Annotated in this window: 20 protein-coding genes, 1 tRNA gene and 1 pseudogene; 8 read left to right on the forward strand and 14 right to left on the reverse strand. The window is 66.9% G+C overall.

What is annotated here, in order from left to right; translation table 11 throughout:
* From MXC11_RS09965 to rpsU, 5 genes are all read right to left on the reverse strand, one after another.
* Positions 1–192: hypothetical protein (locus tag MXC11_RS09965; RefSeq protein ID WP_250010053.1), on the reverse strand; the 192-nt coding region annotated here is incomplete at its 3' end.
* A 78-nt stretch (positions 193–270) separates the two neighbouring features.
* Positions 271–347, reverse strand: a tRNA-Ile gene (locus tag MXC11_RS09970).
* 15 nt (positions 348–362) lie between these two features.
* Positions 363–2,210: an RNA polymerase sigma factor RpoD gene (gene rpoD / locus MXC11_RS09975; RefSeq protein ID WP_250010054.1), complete on the reverse strand. Its 1,848-nt coding sequence runs from the start codon at positions 2,208–2,210 to the stop codon at positions 363–365.
* Positions 2,211–2,278: 68 nt separating this feature from the next.
* On the reverse strand, positions 2,279–4,162 hold the full coding sequence (gene dnaG, locus MXC11_RS09980; RefSeq protein ID WP_250010055.1) for a DNA primase: 1,884 nt from the start codon (positions 4,160–4,162) through the stop codon (positions 2,279–2,281).
* Positions 4,163–4,298: 136 nt separating this feature from the next.
* Positions 4,299–4,514 (reverse strand): 30S ribosomal protein S21, encoded by a 216-nt coding sequence (gene rpsU / locus MXC11_RS09985; protein ID WP_217679706.1) that lies wholly within the window; start codon positions 4,512–4,514, stop codon positions 4,299–4,301.
* Positions 4,515–4,755: 241 nt separating this feature from the next.
* On the opposite strand from rpsU, the gene tsaD reads away from it, so the two are divergent.
* Complete coding sequence (gene tsaD, locus MXC11_RS09990) at positions 4,756–5,781, forward strand: tRNA (adenosine(37)-N6)-threonylcarbamoyltransferase complex transferase subunit TsaD (RefSeq protein WP_250010056.1); 1,026 nt, start codon at positions 4,756–4,758, stop codon at positions 5,779–5,781.
* A gap of 9 nt (positions 5,782–5,790) precedes the next feature.
* On the opposite strand, the gene plsY is transcribed toward tsaD, so the two are convergent.
* A complete protein-coding gene (gene plsY / locus MXC11_RS09995; RefSeq protein ID WP_250010057.1) occupies positions 5,791–6,360 on the reverse strand; it encodes a glycerol-3-phosphate 1-O-acyltransferase PlsY in 570 nt (189 codons plus the stop codon).
* Between the two features lie 51 nt (positions 6,361–6,411).
* Here plsY and folB point away from each other — a divergent pair, with 51 nt between their 5' ends.
* Complete coding sequence (gene folB / locus MXC11_RS10000) at positions 6,412–6,768, forward strand: dihydroneopterin aldolase (RefSeq protein WP_250010058.1); 357 nt, start codon at positions 6,412–6,414, stop codon at positions 6,766–6,768.
* Positions 6,759–7,298 (forward strand): 2-amino-4-hydroxy-6-hydroxymethyldihydropteridine diphosphokinase, encoded by a 540-nt coding sequence (folK, locus tag MXC11_RS10005; protein WP_250010059.1) that lies wholly within the window; start codon positions 6,759–6,761, stop codon positions 7,296–7,298. Before folB ends, folK begins: the two co-directional genes overlap by 10 nt.
* Positions 7,299–7,349: 51 nt before the next feature.
* Here folK and MXC11_RS10010 read toward each other — a convergent pair whose 3' ends face one another.
* The 8 genes from MXC11_RS10010 to MXC11_RS10045 all read right to left on the reverse strand — a co-directional run bounded on the left by MXC11_RS10010 (position 7,350) and on the right by MXC11_RS10045 (position 16,077).
* Complete coding sequence (locus tag MXC11_RS10010) at positions 7,350–8,585, reverse strand: multifunctional CCA addition/repair protein (protein ID WP_250010060.1); 1,236 nt, start codon at positions 8,583–8,585, stop codon at positions 7,350–7,352.
* A 9-nt stretch (positions 8,586–8,594) separates the two neighbouring features.
* On the reverse strand, positions 8,595–8,927 hold the full coding sequence (gene glpE, locus MXC11_RS10015) for a thiosulfate sulfurtransferase GlpE (protein WP_250010061.1): 333 nt from the start codon (positions 8,925–8,927) through the stop codon (positions 8,595–8,597).
* Positions 8,928–8,930: 3 nt separating this feature from the next.
* Positions 8,931–9,752 carry a symmetrical bis(5'-nucleosyl)-tetraphosphatase gene (locus MXC11_RS10020; protein ID WP_250010062.1) on the reverse strand — a complete coding sequence of 274 codons (822 nt, stop codon included), beginning with the start codon at positions 9,750–9,752 and terminating at the stop codon, positions 8,931–8,933.
* Position 9,753: 1 nt separating this feature from the next.
* Entirely contained in the window at positions 9,754–10,137 is a 384-nt protein-coding gene (apaG, locus tag MXC11_RS10025) for a Co2+/Mg2+ efflux protein ApaG (RefSeq protein ID WP_250010063.1), read from the reverse strand.
* 35 nt (positions 10,138–10,172) lie between these two features.
* Positions 10,173–10,979 carry a 16S rRNA (adenine(1518)-N(6)/adenine(1519)-N(6))-dimethyltransferase RsmA gene (rsmA, locus tag MXC11_RS10030; protein ID WP_250010064.1) on the reverse strand — a complete coding sequence of 269 codons (807 nt, stop codon included), beginning with the start codon at positions 10,977–10,979 and terminating at the stop codon, positions 10,173–10,175.
* 124 nt (positions 10,980–11,103) lie between these two features.
* The gene (pdxA, locus tag MXC11_RS10035; RefSeq protein ID WP_250010065.1) at positions 11,104–12,096 is read right to left on the reverse strand and encodes a 4-hydroxythreonine-4-phosphate dehydrogenase PdxA; all 993 of its coding nucleotides are present in this window, start codon (positions 12,094–12,096) and stop codon (positions 11,104–11,106) included.
* Positions 12,093–13,388, reverse strand: a complete 1,296-nt coding sequence (locus MXC11_RS10040; RefSeq protein WP_250010066.1) for a peptidylprolyl isomerase — start codon at positions 13,386–13,388, stop codon at positions 12,093–12,095. The genes pdxA and MXC11_RS10040 overlap by 4 nt, the downstream gene beginning before the upstream one ends.
* Positions 13,369–16,077: an LPS-assembly protein LptD gene (locus MXC11_RS10045; RefSeq protein ID WP_250010067.1), complete on the reverse strand. Its 2,709-nt coding sequence runs from the start codon at positions 16,075–16,077 to the stop codon at positions 13,369–13,371. Before MXC11_RS10045 ends, MXC11_RS10040 begins: the two co-directional genes overlap by 20 nt.
* 129 nt (positions 16,078–16,206) lie before the next feature.
* Here MXC11_RS10045 and MXC11_RS10050 point away from each other — a divergent pair, with 129 nt between their 5' ends.
* The 5 genes and pseudogenes from MXC11_RS10050 (at position 16,207) to trpE (ending at position 21,034) form a co-directional block, all read left to right on the forward strand.
* Complete coding sequence (locus MXC11_RS10050; protein WP_250010068.1) at positions 16,207–17,223, forward strand: aminoglycoside phosphotransferase family protein; 1,017 nt, start codon at positions 16,207–16,209, stop codon at positions 17,221–17,223.
* Complete coding sequence (gene murU, locus MXC11_RS10055; protein WP_250010069.1) at positions 17,220–17,888, forward strand: N-acetylmuramate alpha-1-phosphate uridylyltransferase MurU; 669 nt, start codon at positions 17,220–17,222, stop codon at positions 17,886–17,888. The genes MXC11_RS10050 and murU overlap by 4 nt, the downstream gene beginning before the upstream one ends.
* Before the next feature lie 55 nt (positions 17,889–17,943).
* Positions 17,944–18,618 carry a ribulose-phosphate 3-epimerase gene (rpe, locus tag MXC11_RS10060; protein WP_250010070.1) on the forward strand — a complete coding sequence of 225 codons (675 nt, stop codon included), beginning with the start codon at positions 17,944–17,946 and terminating at the stop codon, positions 18,616–18,618.
* Positions 18,615–19,488 (forward strand): annotated as a pseudogene (locus MXC11_RS10065) (phosphoglycolate phosphatase). The gene rpe and the pseudogene MXC11_RS10065 overlap by 4 nt, the downstream one beginning before the upstream one ends.
* 67 nt (positions 19,489–19,555) lie before the next feature.
* Complete coding sequence (gene trpE / locus MXC11_RS10070) at positions 19,556–21,034, forward strand: anthranilate synthase component I (protein WP_250010071.1); 1,479 nt, start codon at positions 19,556–19,558, stop codon at positions 21,032–21,034.
* Positions 21,035–21,044 lie beyond the last annotated feature (10 nt).

Below are 21,044 nucleotides of genomic sequence, written 5' to 3' on the forward strand. Positions count from 1 at the left end.
CGCAGCCGGCCAGTGCACTGTCGGAGCTGCTGCCGCATTGCTGGAAACCGGCCGGGGCGTGATGCCCGGACGGTTACGGCGGGCAAGAGGCTGCTCGGCAACATCAAGTACAGCAGTCAGATCATCCTGCAGAGACATAAAAAAATCCGGAGCCTGTGAAGACTCCGGATTCTTGAGCTCACCGTCTGCCATGGCAAGCTGCTCTTAAGTGAACAGCATTGCGCATTCAGCGGGTTTTTTCATGGCCATCGGCAACGCCTCTGGCGGGAGTGGTGGGCCCTGCGGGACTCGAACCCGCAACCAACGGATTATGAGTCCGCTGCTCTAACCGATTGAGCTAAAGGCCCTTGTAGCAGAAAGACTTATTCGTCGAGGAACGAGCGCAGGTGTTCGCTGCGGGTCGGGTGGCGCAGCTTGCGCAGGGCCTTGGCCTCGATCTGGCGGATCCGCTCGCGGGTCACATCGAACTGCTTGCCGACTTCCTCAAGGGTGTGGTCGGTGTTCATGTCGATGCCAAAGCGCATGCGCAGCACCTTAGCCTCGCGGGCGGTCAGGCCGGCGAGCACCTCGCGGGTGGCTTCCTTGAGGCTTTCCACGGTGGCCACCTCAATCGGCGACTGCATGGTGGAGTCCTCGATGAAGTCGCCCAGGTGCGAGTCTTCATCGTCACCGATCGGGGTTTCCATCGAGATCGGTTCCTTGGCGATCTTCAGGACCTTGCGGATCTTGTCTTCCGGCATGTCCATGCGCTCGCCCAGCTCTTCCGGGGTCGGCTCGCGGCCCATCTCCTGCAGCATCTGCCGCGAAATGCGGTTGAGCTTGTTGATGGTCTCGATCATGTGCACCGGGATGCGGATGGTGCGCGCCTGGTCGGCGATCGAGCGGGTGATCGCCTGGCGGATCCACCAGGTGGCGTAGGTCGAGAACTTGTAGCCGCGGCGGTATTCGAACTTGTCCACCGCCTTCATCAGGCCGATGTTACCTTCCTGGATCAGGTCGAGGAACTGCAGGCCGCGGTTGGTGTACTTCTTGGCGATCGAGATCACCAGGCGCAGGTTGGCCTCGACCATCTCCTTCTTGGCGCGGCGGGCCTTGGCCTCACCGATCGACAGGCGACGGTTGATTTCCTTGACCGTGGCGATGTCCAGATCCAGCTCGTTTTGCAGATCGACCAGCACCTGCTGGCAGGCCTTGATCTCATCTTGCAGGCGGGCGATGGCGTCCAGGTGCTTGCCTTTGCCGCCGAGCAGGCTGTCCGTCCAGGCCAGATCCACTTCGTTACCGGGGAACAGCTTGAGGAAGTCGGCGCGCGGCATGCGCGCATCGCGCACGCACAGCTGCATGATGGCGCGCTCCTGGGCACGCACGCGGTCCAGTGCATCACGCACCATGGTCACCAGGGCATCGAACTGCTTGGGCACCAGCTTGATCGGCATGAACAGCTCGGCCAGGGCATCCAGCTCGGCGTCGGCTTCGCGGCTGCCACGGCCGTGGCTCTTGAGGATCTCGCGGGCCTTGGCCAGCTGTTCGGCAACGGCGCCAAAACGGCGGGCGGCTTCTTCCGGGTCCGGACCGCCATCGCCTTCTTCCTCGTCGGCCTTATCCTCGCCGTCTTCATCCTCTTCCTCGTCGTCGGCCTTGTCTTCCTTGGCCACCGGCGGCGGTACAGCTTCGCTCTCGGCCGGCAGGGTGCCGTCATCCGGGTCGATGTAGCCGCTGAGGATATCGGAGAGGCGACCGCCTTCGCTGGTCACCCGCTGGTATTCGGCGAGGATGCTGTCCACCGAGCCCGGGAAGCGCGCAATGGCCGCCATGACCTCGCGCAGACCTTCCTCGATGCGCTTGGCGATTTCGATCTCGCCCTCGCGGGTCAGCAGCTCCACGGTGCCCATTTCGCGCATGTACATGCGCACTGGGTCGGTGGTGCGGCCGATGTCAGTCTCTACCGCGGCCAGGGCGGCGGCGGCCTCTTCGGCGGCGGCTTCATCGGTGTCCGCTTCGGCCAGCAGCAGGGCATCCGCATCCGGGGCAGTCTCGAATACGTTGATGCCCATGTCGTTGATCATGCGGATGATGTCTTCCACCTGCTCCGGATCGGAAATGTCTTCCGGCAGGTGGTCGTTGACCTCGGCATACGTCAGATAACCCTGCTCGCGGCCACGGGCGATCAACTCTTTGAGGCGGGACTGCTGTTGCGCTTTCACGGACATGTTCACCCTATCCACTGAAGGTCTTGGCGGGCTAAAAAGAAGCCGCGGATTATACCCGCAACTGCCTCTCAGGTGCCAGATGGCCCTGCGTTGCTGCAGGCGATGCTGCGCTGCAGGAGTTCGCGAAGGTGCTGTTTTTCCGCGGCATCCAGTTCACTGTCGCGGGCCTTGCGCAGCAGGTTTTCCAGCTGACGCTCATGCTGGCGGATGGCCAGCCGGTTGATGGTGTCGAAGAACTGTTGCTCGAGGTTGTCGGCGCGGATCAGCCATTCCTTTTCCGCCAGGCCGCGCAGCAGGCGGCCCTGTTCGGTGCCATGCCAGCGCGCCAGCAGTTGCAGCGAATCCTGCTGCGGCTGCTTTTGCAGCGATTCGAGCAGGGCGACCAGCAGCTGGGCGTAGGTGTCATCCTCACCGGCCAGCTGGCGGGCGTCGGCGACCTTGCTGGCCAGCTGCGGATGGTGCAGCAGGGTGCGCAGGGCGCTGAGGGTCGGCGGCTCGACGCCATTGCCGCTTTTGGGTGCGCGGATCGACGGCGCCTCCCGCGGGCCGCGCCACTCGCTGCGTGGGCGTGGTGCGGCGGCCGCGCTCCAGCCATCGCCCGGCCAGGCTTCGGCGCTCTCGTAGCTGGCCGGCGGCGGGGTGGCCTCGCTGGCGCTCAGCGCCTGCAGGCTGTCGCCATCCAGGCCGCTCAGCTCGCTCAGGCGCTGGCGCATCAGGGCGCGCAGGTTGGCGCCGGGGATGCGCTCGATCAGCGGCGCGGCGAGGGTGGCCAGATGGGCCTTGCCTTCCAGCGTCGCTGGGTCGGCTTCTTCCATTAGCTGCTGGAAGAAGTAGTCGGTCAGCGGGCGCGCCTGTTGCTGCAGGCGGGCGCGGAACGCATCGGCGCCCTCGCGGCGTACTAGGCTGTCCGGGTCTTCGCCATCCGGCAGGAACAGAAAACGCGCCCGGCGCCCGTCCTGCAGACTGGGCAGGCAGGCTTCCAGCGCCCGCCAGGCGGCCTTGCGCCCGGCATTGTCGCCATCGAAACAGAACAGGATGCTCGGCACCAGGCGGAACAGGCGCTTGATGTGCTCCTCGCTGGTGGCAGTGCCCAAGGTGGCCACCGCATTGCGCAGGCCCTGCTGGGCGAGGGCGATGACGTCCATGTAGCCCTCGACCACCAGAATCTCGTCAAGATCGCGGTTGTGTTGACGGGCTTCAAACAGGCCGTAGAGTTCCTGGCCTTTGTGGAATACCGGGGTTTCCGGTGAGTTCAGGTATTTGGGCTTGTCATCGCCCAGCACCCGGCCACCGAAGGCAATTACCCGGCCGCGGCTGTCGCGGATCGGGAACATCACCCGGTCGCGGAAGCGGTCATAGCGCTTGCCGCTTTCGGCGTTCTCGATCAAGAGGCCCGCATCGATCAGCGCCTTCTGCTGCAGGCTGTCGCCGCCCAGATGCTTCATCAGGTTGTCCCAGCCGGGCGGCGCAAAGCCGAGGCCAAAGTCGCGGGCGATCACGCCGGAGAGGCCACGGCTTTTGAGGTACTCGACCGCCGCCGGGCGTGCGGGATGGCTTTTCAGCGCCTGGCGGTAGTAGTCGGCGGCGGCGGCCAGCAGCGGATAGAGGGGCGAATCGACCGGCTGGCGGGTTCGCTGGCCGGGGCGCGATTCCTCGCGGGGGACGTCAAGGCCGGCGCGCTTGGCCAGCTCCTCGACCGCTTGGGGGAAGTCTAGGTGGTCGTGGTCCATCAGAAAACCCAGCGCGTTGCCGCCGGCGCCGCAGCCAAAGCAGTAGTAGAACTGCTTGTCGGGGCTGACGCTGAACGAGGGGGTCTTTTCCTGGTGGAAGGGGCAGCAGGCGCTGTAGTTCTTGCCGGTCTTTTTCAGCTGCACGCGCGAGCCGACCACCTCGACGATGTCGGTGCGGCTGAGCAGGTCGTCGATGAAGCGTTGCGGAATCAGGCCGGCCATCGGATCAGGCTGCGCAGGTCGTGTGAGTGGGGGGAATTATGGCACAGGGTGCTGGTATTGCCCGGCAGGGTGCAGAAAAACAAACACCCGGCCTGAGCCGGGTGTTGGTGCGAAGCATGACTGACTGAGTGGGAACTCAGTACAGACGCTCGCGACGACGCTGCTCGCGCTGCACTTTCTTGGCGTGACGCTTCACGGCAGCCGCGGCCTTACGCTTGCGCTCGGCGGTGGGCTTCTCGTAGAACTCACGGCTGCGCACGTCGGCCAGTACACCGGCCTTCTCGCAGGAGCGCTTGAAACGACGCAGGGCTACGTCGAAGGGTTCGTTCTCTTTAACTTTGACGGCGGGCATCCAGGTCGTACCTTCACTGATTTCCGAGTATGAATGGTGCGATCCTGCTTCAAGGCTCTGGAGGCACCGGTTCTCAAGGGTTGCGGATGTTACCCGCTCGACCGGCGGAATGCAAAGCCTGCGCGGGAAAAAGCGTCGGACGGTCAGTGTCCGGCGGGCGGCGAATGCTTGGAGCGAGCCGGGCGGGCGCTTATGATGCGCGATTCTTTCCTCAACCGATAGCCAACGGGACAAGTTGCCGATGCGAGTGCTGGGCCTGGAAACCTCCTGCGATGAAACCGGCGTGGCGCTGTATGACAGCGAGCGCGGCCTCCTGGGTGATGCACTGTTCAGCCAGATCGACCTGCACCGCGTCTACGGCGGTGTGGTGCCTGAGCTGGCCTCCCGCGATCACGTCAAGCGCATGCTGCCGCTGATCCGTCAGGTGCTGGCCGAGGCGGGCTGCAGCGGACATGAAGTCGATGCGGTGGCCTATACCGCCGGCCCCGGGCTGGTCGGTGCGCTGCTGGTCGGTGCTTCCTGCGCCCAGGCGCTGGCGCTGGCCTGGGGAGTGCCGGCGGTCGGTGTGCATCATATGGAGGGCCACCTGCTGGCGCCGATGCTCGAGGACACGCCACCAGAATTTCCGTTCGTCGCCTTGCTGGTCTCCGGCGGCCACACCCAGCTGGTGCGGGTTGATGGCATCGGCCAGTATCAGCTGCTCGGTGAGTCGCTGGATGATGCCGCCGGTGAGGCCTTCGACAAGACCGCCAAGCTGATCGGCCTTGGCTATCCGGGTGGGCCGGAAATCGCTCGGCTGGCTGCTCAGGGAACGCCTGGGCGCTTCGTGTTCCCGCGGCCGATGATCGACCGGCCGGGCCTTGAGTTCAGCTTCAGCGGCCTCAAGACCTTCGCCCTCAATACCTGGAAGCAGTGCGAGCGCGAGGGCGGCGATCTGGAGCAGGCGCGTGCCGACATCGCCTTGGCCTTCCAGCAGGCGGTGGTCGAGACGCTGACCATCAAGTGCCGCCGTGCCCTCAAGCAAACCGGCCTCAAGCGGCTGGTGATCGCCGGCGGGGTGAGTGCCAATCAGGCGCTGCGCGAGGCGCTGGAGAAGATGCTCGGCGAGCTGCGCGGCCAGGTGTTCTACGCTCGCCCGCGCTTTTGCACCGATAACGGCGCGATGATCGCCTATGCCGGCTGCCAGCGCCTGCTGGCCGGTCAGCACGAGGGGCCGGCGATCGGTGTGCAGCCACGCTGGTCGATGGAGAGCCTGCCGGCGATCTGAGCGATGAATTCAGAACGGTCGTTCCTGCCCGCTGCGCAGGTCGCGCAGGTTGCGCCGGTGCCGCCAGAGGATCAGCGCACACAGCGCAGTGACCGGCAGCAGCAGGGCCGGCTGCTGCCAGGCCAGCAGTGGCAGGGTCAGTGGGGTGGCAATCAGCGCCGCCAGCGAGCTGATGCGGGTCAGACTGAAGACCAGCAGCCAGACCGCCAGTGCCAGCAGGGCGGCCGGCCAGTAGACGCCGAGCAGCAGGCCCGCGGCGGTGGCCACGCCCTTGCCGCCGCGCAGCTGGAAGTACAGCGGGTAGCTGTGGCCGAGCACGGCCGCCAGCCCGATCCAGGCCTGCTGCTCGCCGGGCAGGCCCAGCTGGCGCGCCAGCAGGACCGGCAGCAGGCCTTTGCTCAGATCCCCCAAGAGGGTCAGCGCCGCCGCCCGGCGCCCGGCCAGGCGCAGCATATTGGTGGCCCCGGGATTGCCCGAGCCACCCAGCCGTGGATCACCGCTGCCCAGCCAGCGACCAAGCAGTACCGCAAAGGACAGCGAACCGAGCAGGTAGGCAAGCAGCGCCAGTAGCCAGGACATGGGCGATTCCGGGGCGAGAAAGCCCTGATTCTAGACAGCCGAGAGGGTAGCGTGGACATAGTTTTCATCAATGGGCTTGAGGTCGATACCGTAATCGGTGTCTATGACTGGGAGCGTGGCATCCGCCAGTGCCTGACCCTGGATCTGCAGCTCGGTTGGGATATTCGCCCCTCGGCGGTGGGCGATGAGCTGGCGCTGACGCTCGACTATGCGGCGATCAGCGCGCGCATCCAGCAGTTTGCCGATGCCAGCGATTTCCAGCTGGTGGAGACCTTTGCCGAGCGGCTGGCGGCCTTGCTGATGGCGGAATTTTCCATCGCCTGGCTACGCCTGCGGGTCACCAAGCCCGGTGCGGTGCCGGCGGCCCGTGGCGGGGTGGGCGTGGAGATCGAACGCGGATGCCGCTGAACAGGGTGTTTCTCGGTCTGGGCAGCAATACCGAGCGCGAGCGGCATCTGCAGGCCGGACTGGATGCGCTGGCGGCGCTGCTGATCGATCTGCGCTGCTCGCCGGTGTTCGAGAGCGCGGCGGTGGGCGAGTGCAGCGGCTATTTCTACAACCTGACGGTCAGCGCCTGGACCGAGCTGCCGCTGGCTGAGCTGGATCGCCGCCTCAAGGCCATCGAGGCCGATAACGGCCGCTATGCAGGCGAGCAGTGCGGGCTGCCGCTGGACATTGATGTGCTGCTTTTCGAGCAGCTGGTCGGCGATTTCGATGGCTTGCAGCTGCCCCGCCCCGAGGTGCTGCACAACGCCTTCGTGCTCTGGCCGCTGGCCCTGCTGGCACCGAGCCTCTGTCACCCAGTGGATGGGCGCAGCTTTGCCCGGCTCTGGCAGGAGTCGGGGATCGCGCAGTCGCTGTGGCCGGTGCCCTTTGTCTGGCGCGGCCAGCAGCTGACGCCGCCGGCGCTCTGTCAGGCCTTTCCCGCGCCGCGCTGAGTCCTCGTTAGGGTGACGCAATCGCGCGCCCGGTGATCGCGGTCTGGCTGCTCAGGGGGCCGAACGCTGCGCCTGGCGAAACGCCGTGAGGGCTGCCAGACGCGCAGCCTTGAGCGCTTCACCCAGCGCCGCGCCCTTGAAGCCCTGCGCCAGCAACGGCTGCACCGCAACGCCGCGTGCCACGTCAGCCGCCCGGCGCAGGTAGTCAGCCTGCGGATAGGCGCGCGACTCCAGCCCGAGGCGGCCGCGGGCATCCATCTCGCAGGCCGCGACGAACTGGGCAAAGCGCTCGGGACGGCGGTACAGATCAAGGTGCTGGAACAGGCGGGCCAAGGTCTCGGCGCGCAGCTCCAGCGCGCGGTGGCTGTGGGTGTGGTATTCGCCGACCAGCAGCGCCAGTTCGGCGCAGTCGCGCGGGACCTTGCAGCGGTTGTTGACCGCCCCAATCAAGCGCAGGCCGCGCGTCTCATGGGCAATGTGCTGCGGCCAGTGCCGCGGGTCGGTCAGACCCTTGCCCAGATCGTGCAGCAGGCAGGCCCAGCGCACGCTCAGCGGCTGGTCATGCACGGCGCACTGCTGCAGCACCCGCAGCACATGCTCGCCGGTGTCGATCTCCGGGTGATGCTGGGGCGTCTGCGGTACGCCGAACAGCGCGGCGACCTCCGGCAGCAGCGCCGCCAGCGCGCCGCATTCGTGCAGCACACGGATGAACAGGTCCGGGCGCGGCTCCATCAGCGCGCGCTCGATTTCCTTCCAGACCCGCTCGGCACTGAGATCAGCCAGCTCGCCCGAGGCGGCGATCTCGCTCATCAGCGCCTGGGTTTCTGGGGCGATGCCAAAGCCCAGCGGGGCGTAGCGTGCGGCAAAGCGCGCCACCCGCAGCACCCGCAGCGGATCTTCGGCAAACGCCGGGGAAACATGGCGCAGCACCCGTGCCGCCAGATCGCGCTGCCCGCCGTAGGGGTCGATGATGTGCCCCTCGGCATCCTCGGCCATCGCATTGATGGTCAGGTCGCGGCGGATCAGGTCTTCCTCAAGGGTCACCTCGGGACTGGCATGGAAGGTGAAGCCGCCATAGCCGCGCCCGCTTTTTCGCTCGGTGCGCGCCAGGGCGTATTCCTCCCCGGTGAGCGGGTGCAGGAACACCGGAAAGTCCGCCCCGACCGGGCGAAAGCCCTGGACGGCCAGCGCTTCGGCGCTGCTGCCGACCACCACCCAGTCGGTTTCCGTCACCGCCCGGCCGAGCAGGCGATCGCGTACCGCGCCACCGACCTTGTAGATCTGCATGGCGCCTGCTCAGTCGTCGAGGGCGCGGCGCTCGACCCGCTCCGGGTAGAGGCTGCGCCACAGTTCGAAACCGCCGTCCAGGCTGTACACCTCGCTGAACCCCTGATGGGCCAGGTACGCGGCAGCACTCTGGCTGGAGTTGCCGTGGTAGCAGACCACCACCAGCGGCACCTCGAAGTCGGCGGCGGCGATGAAGCTGGCCAGCGAGTGATTGTCCAGGTGCTGCGAGCCGCGCACGTGGCCCATGGCGAAGCTGTGCGGGTCGCGGATATCGACCAGCACCGCGCCGTTTTCGGCCAGCTGCAGCGCGGTGGCGGGGTCGATGCGTTTGAAGTCGCTCATGGCTCAGGAAACCTTTTGACAGTGGCAGGTATGACGGATGCCGCGATCGACATCCAGCAGGGTCAGGGCGCCGCCCCACACGCACCCCGAATCCAGCGCCTCAACGCCAGGCTCGCTGCACTGGCCCTGCAGGGCCGCCCAGTGGCCGAACAGGATGCGCTCACCGCGCATCTTGCGTTCGGGATGGCTGAACCAGGGGGCATAGCCTTTGGGCGCACTGCCCAGGCCTTCCTTGCTCTTGAGGTCCAGACGTCCGTCGGCGGTGCAAAAGCGCATGCGCGTGAAGTAGTTGGTGATGGTGCGCAGGCGTGTCACGCCGCGCAGGCGGCTGTTCCATTGGCTGGGCTCGTTGCCGTACATGCCATCGAGAAAGGGCAGCAGCAGGGCATCATCGCGTAGTGCGGCCTCGACCTCGGCAGCCCGCTTGCGAGCCTTTTTCAGCGACCACTGCGGCGGGATGCCGGCATGCACCAGGGTAATCTGCCGCTCGGCATCGTGGTGCAGCAGCGGGCAGTGCCGCAGCCAGTCGAGCAGGTCGTCACAGTCCGGCGCGTCGAGGATTTCCTGCAGGGTGTCGCCCTTTTTCAGCCGCTCGATATTGTGCGCGACGGCCAGCAGGTGCAGGTCATGGTTGCCCAGCACCGCGGTCAGCGAGTCACGCATGGCGAACAGAAAGCGCAGGGTCTCCAGCGACTGCGGGCCGCGGTTGACCAGATCACCGACCAGCCACAGATGATCGTGGGCCGGGTCAAAATTCACCCGCTCCAGCAGGCACTGGAGCGGTTCGAGGCAACCTTGCAGATCACCGACGGCGTACAGCGTCATCTCAGTGCAGGGCTCCGGGGACGGCCAGACGGAAGGCGCGGATCGGCGCATCAAAGTCGTGACCATCCTCGGCACGCATCTGGAAACTGCCTTGCATGCTGCCGACCGGCGTGGCCAGCAGGCAGCCGCTGGTGTAGGTGTGGCTCTCGCCGGGGGCAAGGGTCGGCTGCTCACCGACCACGCCGGCGCCGCGCACTTCCTGCACCTTGGCGTTGCCATCGGTGATGATCCAGTGGCGGCTGAGCAGCTGCGCGGTGACCGCGCCGTTATTGACGAGGGTCACCGTGTAGGCGAAGGCATAGCGATCCTGCTCCGGGCGTGACTGCTCGGGCAGGTGGCGGGAGACGATGCTGACGTCGATCTGGTAACGCGGGTCTGTGGACATCGGACGATCCGGCAGGCAAGGAAATTCGGAAAGGCTCAGGCGCTGGCCTGAGCGTCGGCCAGCTGGTCGGCCAGACGCACGAAGGCGGCCAGATCCAGCTGTTCGGGGCGCAGGCTGCCGTCCACGCCGGCGGCTTCGATCTGCTCGGCCGACAGCAGCTGCCTGAGGGTATTGCGCAGGGTCTTGCGGCGCTGGTTGAACGCCTCGCGCACCACCCGTTCGAGCAGGCGATGGTCGCGGGCCGGATGCGGCAGCTCAGCGTGCGGCACCAGGCGGACGATGGCCGAATCGACCTTCGGCGGCGGATTGAAGGCACCCGGCCCGACGTTGAACAGATGCTCCACGCGGCAGAAGTACTGCACCATGATCGACAGCCGCCCCCAGTCGCCGCCACCCGGCGTGGCGGCCAGGCGCTCGACCACCTCCTTCTGCAGCATGAAGTGCATGTCCTCGATGATCGAAGCATGTGCCAGCAGATGGAAGATCAGCGGCGTGGAGATGTTGTAGGGCAGGTTGCCGACCACCCGCAGCTTCTCGCCGGGGCTCACCAGCGTGGCGAAGTCGAACTTCATGGCATCGCCCTGGTGCAGGGTGAAGCGCGGCTCAAGGCCAAAGCGCAGCTTGAGCAGCGGGATCAGGTCCTGATCCAGCTCGATCACGTCCAGCTGCGCGCCACTGCCCAGCAGGCCTTCGGTCAGCGCCCCCTGGCCCGGGCCGATTTCCAGCAGACGCTGGCCGGGACGGGCATGGATGGCGCGCAGGATGCGGTGGATGACGCCGGCATCGTGCAGGAAGTTCTGGCCGAAGCGCTTGCGCGCACGGTGCTGGTACAGCTCGGACATGGGGCGGCTCCAAGCTCCGGGCCCAAGACCCCGAGCGAATACAGAAAGGGCGGCAGTTTACCAGTGAAACGCGCCAGGGTGCGGGGGGATGCGCGGCAGCGGAGCGGGTGCGGCTCAGGCGATTTCAGTGTGCGCTGCCACTCATCTGATACGCCGTCTCCAGCGCCACCTGCAGGCTGCCGGTATCGACGTGGCCGGTGCCGGCCAGGTCGAGGGCGGTGCCGTGGTCGACCGAGGTGCGCACGATGGGCAGGCCGAGGGTGACGTTGACCGCCGCGCCGAAGCCCTTGTACTTGAGCACCGGCAGGCCCTGGTCGTGGTACATGGCCAGTACCGCGTCGCAGTGTTCGAGGTGCTTGGGGGTGAACAGGGTGTCGGCGGGCAGCGGGCCGATCAGGTCGAGGCCTTCGCCGCGCAGCTGCGCCAGGGTCGGTTCGATGATCTCGATCTCTTCACGGCCCAGGTGGCCACCCTCGCCGGCGTGCGGGTTGAGGCCGCAGACCAGGATGCGCGGGCGGGCGATGCCGAACTTGCCGCGCAGGTCGGCATCGAGGATGCGCGCCACGCGGCTAAGGCGCTCGGGCGTGATGGCGTCGGCCACCGCGCGCAGCGGCAGGTGGGTAGTGACCAGCGCCACGCGCAGGCCACGGGTGGCGAGCATCATCACCACCTGTTCGGTACCGGTCAGTTCGGCGAGGAATTCGGTATGCCCGGAGAAGGGGATGCCGGCCTCGTTGATCACGCCCTTGTGCACCGGGGCGGTGATCATGCCGGCGAAGTCGCCGTTGATGCAGCCGTTGCCGGCACGCAGCAGGGTTTCCAGCACATAGGCCGCGTTGCGCGGATCGAGCTGGCCGGCGCTGGCCGGGGCGGCCAGCGGGGTGTCCCAGACGTACAGGCTGCCGGCCGGGGCCGGGGCATCCGGCCAGGCGCCGGGGCCGACATCGAGCAGCCCGATGTCCAGGCCGAGCCGGGCGGCGCGTCCGGCGAGCAGGTCGCGGCTGGCCACGGCGACCAGCGCATGCGGCTGGGCCTCGCGGGCCAGCAGCAGGCACAGGTCGGGGCCGATGCCGGCCGGCTCGCCGGGGGTCAGGGCGAAGCGCCGGACTGCACTCACAGGCGGGTTTCCACGTAGGCTTCGTCGCGGATCTGGCGCAGCCAGTTCTGCAGTTCTTCCTCGTACTTGCGGTTGCGCAGCAGGTTGAGCGCCTGCTGTTCGCGGGCCTCGCCACTGGCGTCGCTGGTGCGGCGGTCGAGCACTTCCAGCACATGCCAGCCGAACGGGCTGCGGAACGGCCGGGACAGCTGGCCGATGGCGCTCTGTGCCATCACCTCGCTGAACTCGGGCACCAGCGCCTCGGGGGTGATCCAGTTCAGATCGCCACCATTGAGGGCCGAGCCCGGGTCTTCGGAGAAGCGCTTGGCCAGCTCGGCAAAGTCCTCGCCCTCGCGCAGGCGCTGGTAGAGACGCTCGGCCAGCTGGCGGGTTTCCTCGTCACTGCGGATTTCGCTCGGCTTGACCAGAATATGGCGCACGCGCACTTCCTCGCGCAGTACGCTGCCCTCGCCGCCGCGTTTTTCCAGCAGCTTGACCAGCATGAAGCCCGGCGGGGTGCGCAGCGCCTCGCTGACCTCACCGACCTGCATCTCGCCGACCATCCGATCGAACGGCGGCGGCAGCTGCGCAGCCTTGCGCCAGCCGATCTCGCCGCCTTCCAGGGCGTTTTCGCTGGCCGAGTGGGCGGCTGCCAGGCGGGCAAAATCGCCACCGCGCTGGGCTTCGCGGCGAATATCCTGGGCGCGCTGCTCGGTGCGCTGGATCTCTGCGGCCGAGGCGCCTTCGCTGACCGGAATCAGGATGTTGGCCAGGCGGAACTCCTCACTCAGCGCCAGCTTGCCGAGGTCCGAGGCGAGGAAGTTCTGCACTTCCTGTTCGCTGACCTGCACGCGCTCGGCGATGCGGCGCTGGCGCACCCGGTTGATGACCAGCTCGCGGCGCACCTGCTCGCGGGCGTTCTGGTAGGACAGCCCGTCACGCTCGAGGGTGGCCTGAAACTGGGCAAGACTCAGGTTGTTGCGCCGGGCGATGGTTTCCATCGCCTGCTCCAGCTCCTCGTCACTGACGCGGATACCGGTACGCTCCCCCAGTTGCAGCTGCAGGTTCTCGACGATCAGCCGGTCGAGTACCTGAGCGGCCAGCTCCCGCTCGGGCGGCAGTTCGCCACCGCGGCCGCTGATGTTCTGGCGCACCTCATCCAGGCGGCGCTGCAGCTGGCTGTACATGATCACGTCGTTGTCGACGATGGCCACCACCCGGTCCAGCGGACGCAGTTCGGCATGGGCCATGCCACAGAGCAGCAGGGTACTCAGCGCCAGGGGGCGCAGGCAGTCAGAAAGCTTGATCTTCACGTTCGCGATAACCTTGGATGCCTTGGTCGAGGAAGCTGTCGACCTTGTTGCCGACGACGCCACCGAGTCCCTTGAGGACGATTTGCAGGAAGATGCCGCGGTCGGCCTCGTCCTGGCGGGTCAGGTCGAACTCGTCGTTCTCGATCCAGTAGCGATTGATGAGGCGCAGCTTCCAGCAGCAGCTGTCGTATTCAAAGCCGCCGAAGGCTTCCAGGGTCCGACTGCGGTTGTAGTCGTACTGCCAGCGGGCGATGGCGCTCCACTGCGGAGCCAGCGGCCAGATGGTCGAAAGATCGGTCTGGTCGATCTTGTATTCTTCGCCGGCAAACTCGAAGCGCCCGGTGCGCGGATTGAAGCGGCGGGTGTCGTTGCGGTAGCGGTAGCCGGCGTTGATCACCTTGCCCGGCGTCGCCTCGGGCTGGTAGTGGAACATCAGGTTGCCGGAGCGGGTGGTGCCGCTGTCGGTATCCCAGTTGAGAGCCGAGGACAGCCGCCAGTCGCGGTTGAAGCGGTACATGTATTCACCGGCCAGCGGTGAGGTAGAGGCGGTGTCGCGCATGTCCACACCCGGCAGCTGGACCTTGCGATCGGCAAAGTGCAGCGCCTGACCGATGGACAGCCGCTGACGCTCGACGCCGTTGTCTTCCAGCCAGCGACTGGTCACGCCCAGCGACAGGCGGTTCTCATCGCCGATGCGGTCGTGACCGGTGAAGCGGTTGTCGCGGAACAGCGCGGCGTAGCTGAAGGTGTTCTCGCCGGTATCGAACACCGGCAGGTCATCCTGACGCTCGTAGGGTACGTACAGGTAGAAGGCGCGCGGTTCCAGGGTCTGGCGCGCGGCACGGCCGAACAGGCGGGTGTCGCGGTCGAAATACAGCCCGGAATCGAGGCTGTAGATCCCAAGGCCACGGTTCTGGCTGGAGCGGTAACGCTGCCCGGGCGCCAGGGTGTTGCGGCCAAGGCTGTCCAGGCTCAGGTCGTAGCGGGTCCAGGCGAATTTTGCTGCCGGGGTCAGGTAGCCCCAGCTGGTGCTCAGCGGCAGGCTGATGCCTGGCTGCAGGTGCACGCGATCGCCATTGGCGCGGCTCAGGCCGGTGAGCAGGCTGTCCGGGCTGGGGGTGCCGGCGAAGGCGTATTCGTCGAGGTTGCGTTCAAAGCGCACCACCTCGCCCTGGTAGTCGAGGCGCAGGCCGCTGGCGTGCAGGGCGCGGCCACCTTCGAGGGTGAACTGCGGCAGACGATCATAAGGCGTGACGTCGGTGACCGAGGCCATCTCGTAGGCGTGCACGTTGAGGCGTGCCGTGTAGCTGTCGCCGCGGTAGCTGAGCCCGGCGCGCTGATCAACGGCGATGCCGGTGCGCACGTCCAGTTCGCTGTTCAGGTCCTGGAAGTAGTAGGGGTCGCTGATGTCGGTGTAGTCGACTTCCGTCAGCCAGCGCGAATCCAGACCACCACGGTGCTGCAGGTTGTACAGGTAGCGCTGGTCGCGGTACTTGGGCTGATCTTTGCGCTCGTCGTCCTCATCGTTCAGCCAGGCGGCGCCGAGCTGACCCTCGCTGGAGGGGGTCATGTAGCGCAGTTCACCCTCCATCAGCAGGCCGCGCTCGGTCATCAGGCGCGGATAGAGGGTTGCGTCGTAGTTGGGCGCAAGGTTGAAGTAGTAGGGGGTGAGCAGCTCAAAACCGCGATCCTTGGAGGTCGAGATGCTCGGCGCGAGGAAGCCGGACTGGCGGCGGTCATCGATCGGGAAGTAAATGTATGGGGTATAGAAGACCGGAATGTCCTTGACCCGCAGCGTGACGTTGGTGGCGCTGCCAAAGCCGGTTTCCGGATTGAGGGTGACGTTGTTGCCCTTCAGCTCCCAGGTGTTGCTGCCCGGTTCGCAGCGGGTATAGGTGCCGTCCTTGAGGCGGATCACCGCATCTTCTTCGCGCTTGACGTACAGCGCCTCGCCACGGGCCCGGGCGCTGTGTACCACGTACTCGGCGTTGTCGATCTTCGCCTCGCCGCTGTCCAGCTGCACATAGGCACTGTCGCCGACCACCAGAAAACCCTTGTCCCGCAGGCGGACATTACCGCTCAGGGTGCCGCGGTTGCTCGGCTGATCGAGGCTGACCTCATCGGCCTGTGCCTGCAGGCTGCCCTGGCGCAGCACCACATCGCCGGCCAGGGTGGCGACTTCGCGCTGCTGGTCATAACGCGACACCCGCGCCGAGACGAAGGTGGGCGACTGATCCGCCGGGGTGCGCTCATCGAGGCCCGGACGCTCAGGCTCGACGTAGCTGCCGGCGCAGTACGGCGCGATTTCTGCCAGTTGCTCGGCATTCAGGCGCTCGCGGGGCACCCAGTCGAGGTGGCTGTAGTCGGTGCTGCGGGCGGCGGGGGCCGGTGAGTCGGTACGCGCGCTGGACGCCACGGGCGCCGCGCGGGTGCTGGAGGGCTCTGGCGCGGTGGTGCGGGCGGTGGCGGCGGCCGGGCGCTCGACGCGCTGGGCGCTGCCGCTGACCTGCGGGCGCGGTGGCAGGGCCACACTGCTGGTGCGTGGCGCACAGGCCCAGCCGCCATCACTGCCGATTTTGCAGTCGAACTGCTCGGCGGCCAGCAACTGCGGTGCGGCCACCAGCGCCAGCAAGCTGCCAGTGACCAGAAGGGGGAATTTTCTGCGGAACAGGGGGGGATTAAGTGCCATCTTGTTGATGTCCGGACTTCCTGTGCGCCAACAGCCTATGCGGCCGCACGCCTGGCGATGGGCTGGAGTAAGATGCCGGATGATAAATCAATGCCCGATGCAACGGCTATAGATGAGGGGAGCTCGGTAATGTCCGTGGACAGTCGATTGGATGGCCTGAAAGCCTGGCTGGAGGAATGCCTGCCGGCGGTGTGTGCAGCACGCGGCTGGGCGGCGCCCGGTGAGGCGCGCCTGAGCCCGGCGAGCAGCGATGCCAGTTTTCGCCGCTACTTTCGCTGGGAGGAGGGTGAGCGCAGCCTGATCGTCATGGATGCGCCACCGCCCCAGGAAGACTGCCGTCCCTTCGTCAAGGTTGCCGGGCTGCTGGCCAGTGCCGGCGTGCATGTGCCGGAGATCCTCACCGCCGATCTTGAACAGGGCTACCTGCTGCTGCCGGATCTCGGTCGCCAGACCTACCTTGATGTGATCGACGAGAACAACGCCGATGCGCTGTTCGAGGATGCGCTCGAGGCGCTGGTGGCTTTCCAGCGCCTGCCGGTCGAAGGCCTGCTGCCGAGCTACGACGAGGCGCTGCTGCGCCGCGAGCTGCAGCTATTCCCCGACTGGTACCTGGCCCGCCATCTTGGCGTGACCCTGGACGGCGAAGCGCTGGCCGCCTGGGAGCGCATCTGCACGCGGCTGATCGACAGCGCCCTGGCCCAGCCGCGGGTGCTGGTGCATCGCGACTACATGCCGCGCAACCTGATGCAGAGCCGCCCCAACCCCGGCGTGCTGGATTTTCAGGACGCGGTGTTTGGTCCGGTCACCTACGACGTCACCTGCCTGTTCAAGGATGCCTTCCTCAGCTGGCCGCAGGCGCGCGTCGAGACCTGGCTGCGCCGCTACTGGCAGCGGGCGCAGGCCGCCGGCATTCTATTGCCGGAATCGTTCGAGGCCTTCCAGCAGGCCAGCGACCTGATGGGTGTGCAACGCCACCTCAAGGTGATAGGCATCTTCGCGCGCATCTGCCACCGCGATGGCAAGCCCAGATACCTCGGTGATGTACCGCGCTTCTTCGCTTATCTGGACGAGGTGATCGCCCGCCGCCCGGAACTGGCGGAGTTGGGTGAGCTGCTCGCCCGTCTGCCCAAGGAGCCGGCGGCATGAAGGCGATGATCCTCGCCGCCGGCAAGGGCGAGCGCATGCGCCCGCTGACCCTGCACACCCCCAAGCCGCTGCTGCCGGTCGGCGGCGTGCCGCTGATCGAGCACCACATCCGCGCGCTGGCGGCGGCGGGCTTTCGCGAGCTGGTGATCAACCATGCCTGGCTGGGCGAGCAGATCGAGGCATATCTGGGCGATGGCGCGCGCCTTGGCGTGTCGATCGTCTACTCGGCCGAGGGCGAGCCGCTGGAGACCGGTGGCGGCATCGCCCGCGCGCTGCCGCTGCTCGGCGAGGCGCCGTTCCTGCTGGTCAACGGTGATGTGTGGTGCGACTACCCGTTCGCTGATCTGCGCCGCCCGCTCGCTGGCCTTGCCCATCTGGTGCTGGTCGATAACCCGACGCATCACCCGCAGGGCGATTTTTGCCTTGAAGGCGCGTGTGCGCGCCCGCGGGGCGAGCAACTCGGGCTGACCTACAGCGGCATCGCCGTGCTTGACCCAGCGCTGTTCGCAGGCTGCCCGCCGGGTGCCTTCCGGCTGGCGCCGCTGCTGGTCGAGGCGATGGGCCGCGATGCGGTGAGTGGCGAGCACTACCGTGGCCAGTGGGTGGATGTCGGCACCGTCGAGCGCCTGGCGGAAGTCGAGCGCCGCCTGGCCGCACAGGGCTGAGGCTCGCCGGGTTACAATCCGCGGCTTTCCGCCTGCCGCTCCTGCCGAGGTCCCCATGCAGCCGTTCGCCATTGCCCCGTCGATCCTCTCCGCCGACTTCGCCCGTCTGGGCGAGGAAGTCGACAAGGTGCTCGCCGCCGGCGCCGACATCGTCCACTTCGACGTGATGGACAACCACTACGTGCCCAACCTGACCATCGGCCCGATGGTCTGCAGCGCGCTGCGTAAGTACGGCATCACCGCGCCGATCGACGCGCACCTGATGGTCAAGCCGGTCGATCGGATCATCGGCGACTTCATCGACGCCGGTGCCAGCTACATCACCTTCCATCCCGAAGCCTCCGAGCACATCGACCGCTCGCTGCAGCTGATCCGTGACGGCGGCGCCAAGGCCGGTCTGGTGTTCAACCCGGCCACCCCGCTGGACTGCCTGAAGTACGTGATGGACAAGGTCGACATGATCCTCTTGATGAGCGTCAACCCGGGCTTTGGCGGGCAGAAGTTCATCCCCGGCACCCTCGACAAGCTGCGCGAGGCGCGTGCGCTGATTGACGCCAGCGGGCGTGAAATTCGCCTGGAGATCGACGGCGGGGTCAACGTGCAGAACATCCGTGCGATCGCCAAGGCTGGTGCCGATACCTTTGTTGCCGGCTCGGCCATCTTCAATCAGCCGGACTACAAGACGGTGATCGACGCGATGCGCGCCGAGCTGGCCCAGGTTCGCGGATGACGGCCGCGCGCGTGAGCCTGCTGCGCGAGCTGTTCGCCGGGCACCTGCCGCGCCTGGTGATGTTCGATCTGGACGGCACTCTGGTCGATTCGGTGCCGGATCTCGCCGCTGCCGTCGATCACATGCTGCTGGCCCTTGGCCGCGCGCCAGCCGGGTGCGAGCGAGTGAAGCTATGGGTCGGCAATGGCGCGCAGGTGCTGGTACGCCGCGCGCTGGCCGGCAGCCTTGCGCATGAGGGCGTCGATGCGGCGCTGGCCGAGCAGGCTCTGGCGCTGTTCATGGACGCCTACGCTGGCAGCCACGCGCTGACTCGCGTCTATCCCGGCGTCACCGAAACCCTCGAGCGCCTGCGTGCCGAGGGCGTGGCGCTGGCGCTGATTACCAACAAGCCTTCGCGCTTTCTGCTCGAGCTGCTCGCCGAGCAGGGCCTCGACGGCTACTTCCAGTGGCTGGTCGGTGGCGACACCCTAGCGCAGCAGAAGCCCGACCCGACCGCGCTGCACTGGGTGATGGACAAGGCCGGCGTAGCCGCGGGCGAGGCGCTGTTTGTCGGCGACTCGCGCAACGACGTGCGCGCCGCCCAGGCGGCCGGGGTGACCTGCGTGGCGCTGAGCTACGGCTACAACCACGGCGAGCCGATCGCCCGGGAAAACCCGGCGCGGGTGATCGATGACCTGCGCGAGCTGTTCTGAGTGTGGCCGGCGGCGGCGGCCTTCGCGGGCCTGCGGCTTGCGTCAGCGGGGGACGCTGCGCTAGTGTGCGCTAATACCCGTAGCAAACCCGCCGATAGAGATCAGATTCGTGGTGGTCACCTGCAAGCTGTGGATGAACGTCGTCAAGGCGCTGGCCCGCTGGCGCTGGCGCGCCTGACATCTCCCCTGGCCGGCTCGCCGGCGCGCTTTGCATACCGACCGTTTTTAAGGCCCCGAGGCTGATCATGACCCGTGAAGAATTTCTGCGTTTGGCCGCTGCCGGCTACAACCGCATCCCGCTTGCCCGCGAAACCCTCGCCGACTTCGACACCCCGCTGTCGATCTACCTGAAACTGGCCGACGCGCCCAACTCCTACCTGCTCGAATCGGTGCAGGGCGGCGAGAAGTGGGGGCGCTACTCGATCATCGGCCTGCCCGGGCGCACCGTGCTGCGCGTGCACGGACACGAGGCGCGGGTGACGGTGGACGGCATCGAGACCGAGCGCCATGAGTGTGCCGATCCGCTGGCCTTCGTCGAGCAGTTCAAGGACCGCTACCGGGTGCCGACTCTGGCGGGTCTACCGCGTTTCAACGGCGGGCTGGTCGGCTACTTCGGCTACGACAGCGTGCGCTACGTCGAGCAGCGCCTGGCCGAGTGCCCGAATCCCGATCCGCTCGGTACTCCGGACATCCTGCTGATGGTCTCGGATGCCGTGGTGGTGTTCGACAACCTGGCCGGCAAGCTGCACGCCATCGTCCTCGCCGACCCGAGCGAGGCGGGTGCCTTTGAAGCCGGGCTGGCGCGCCTCGATGCACTGATCGCCCGCCTGCGCCAGCCGATCACCCCGCGTCTGGGCGTGGATCTGGCTGCGCCGCTGGGTCCTGAGCCGGCATTCCGTTCCAGCTTCAGCCGCGACGACTTCGAGGGTGCGGTGCGCGCCATCAAGGAGTACATCCTCGCCGGCGACTGCATGCAGGTGGTGATTTCCCAGCGCATGTCGATTCCCTTCAAGGCGGCGCCGATCGACCTGTACCGTGCGCTGCGCACCATCAACCCGACGCCGTACATGTACTTCTTCAACTTCGGCGACTTCCACGTGGTCGGCAGCTCGCCCGAGGTGCTGGTGCGCGTCGAGGACGGCGAGGTCACCGTGCGGCCGATCGCCGGCACTCGCCCGCGCGGCACGACCGAGGACGCTGATCTGGCGCTGGAAAAGGACTTGCTGTCCGATACCAAAGAGCTGGCTGAGCACCTGATGCTGATCGACCTCGGTCGCAACGACGTTGGCCGGGTGTCCGCTACCGGTTCGGTGAAGGTCACCGAGCAGATGGTCATCGAGCGCTACTCCAACGTCATGCACATCGTTTCCAACGTCACCGGCCAGCTCAAGCCCGAGCTGAGCGCGATGGATGCGCTGCGCGCCATCCTGCCGGCCGGCACCCTGTCCGGCGCGCCGAAGATCCGCGCCATGCAGATCATCGACGAGCTGGAGCCGGTCAAGCGCGGCGTCTACGGCGGCGCGGTCGGCTACTGGGCGTGGAACGGCAATATGGACACCGCGATCGCCATCCGTACCGCGGTGATCAAGGGTGGCGAGCTGCACGTGCAGGCCGGCGCCGGCATCGTCGCCGACTCGCAGCCGGATCTGGAATGGGAAGAAACCCTCAACAAGCGCCGCGCGATGTTCCGCGCGGTGGCTTTGGCCGAACAGAGCGTCGAGTGAAGGACTGAAC

The sequence above is a fragment of the Pseudomonas eutrophicaquae genome, from assembly GCF_023544715.1.
Lineage (GTDB): Bacteria > Pseudomonadota > Gammaproteobacteria > Pseudomonadales > Pseudomonadaceae > Geopseudomonas.

Coding starts and splice junctions, on each gene's coding strand:
- rpoD (WP_250010054.1), bottom strand. CDS start 2,210: ATGTCCGTGAAAGCGCAACAGCAGTCCCGCCTCAAAGAGTTGATCGCC.
- dnaG (WP_250010055.1), bottom strand. CDS start 4,162: ATGGCCGGCCTGATTCCGCAACGCTTCATCGACGACCTGCTCAGCCGC.
- rpsU (WP_217679706.1), bottom strand. CDS start 4,514: ATGCCCGCCGTCAAAGTTAAAGAGAACGAACCCTTCGACGTAGCCCTG.
- tsaD (WP_250010056.1), top strand. CDS start 4,756: ATGCGAGTGCTGGGCCTGGAAACCTCCTGCGATGAAACCGGCGTGGCG.
- plsY (WP_250010057.1), bottom strand. CDS start 6,360: ATGTCCTGGCTACTGGCGCTGCTTGCCTACCTGCTCGGTTCGCTGTCC.
- folK (WP_250010059.1), top strand. CDS start 6,759: ATGCCGCTGAACAGGGTGTTTCTCGGTCTGGGCAGCAATACCGAGCGC.
- MXC11_RS10010 (WP_250010060.1), bottom strand. CDS start 8,585: ATGCAGATCTACAAGGTCGGTGGCGCGGTACGCGATCGCCTGCTCGGC.
- glpE (WP_250010061.1), bottom strand. CDS start 8,927: ATGAGCGACTTCAAACGCATCGACCCCGCCACCGCGCTGCAGCTGGCC.
- MXC11_RS10020 (WP_250010062.1), bottom strand. CDS start 9,752: ATGACGCTGTACGCCGTCGGTGATCTGCAAGGTTGCCTCGAACCGCTC.
- apaG (WP_250010063.1), bottom strand. CDS start 10,137: ATGTCCACAGACCCGCGTTACCAGATCGACGTCAGCATCGTCTCCCGC.
- rsmA (WP_250010064.1), bottom strand. CDS start 10,979: ATGTCCGAGCTGTACCAGCACCGTGCGCGCAAGCGCTTCGGCCAGAAC.
- MXC11_RS10045 (WP_250010067.1), bottom strand. CDS start 16,077: ATGGCACTTAATCCCCCCCTGTTCCGCAGAAAATTCCCCCTTCTGGTC.
- MXC11_RS10050 (WP_250010068.1), top strand. CDS start 16,207: ATGTCCGTGGACAGTCGATTGGATGGCCTGAAAGCCTGGCTGGAGGAA.
- murU (WP_250010069.1), top strand. CDS start 17,220: ATGAAGGCGATGATCCTCGCCGCCGGCAAGGGCGAGCGCATGCGCCCG.
- rpe (WP_250010070.1), top strand. CDS start 17,944: ATGCAGCCGTTCGCCATTGCCCCGTCGATCCTCTCCGCCGACTTCGCC.
- trpE (WP_250010071.1), top strand. CDS start 19,556: ATGACCCGTGAAGAATTTCTGCGTTTGGCCGCTGCCGGCTACAACCGC.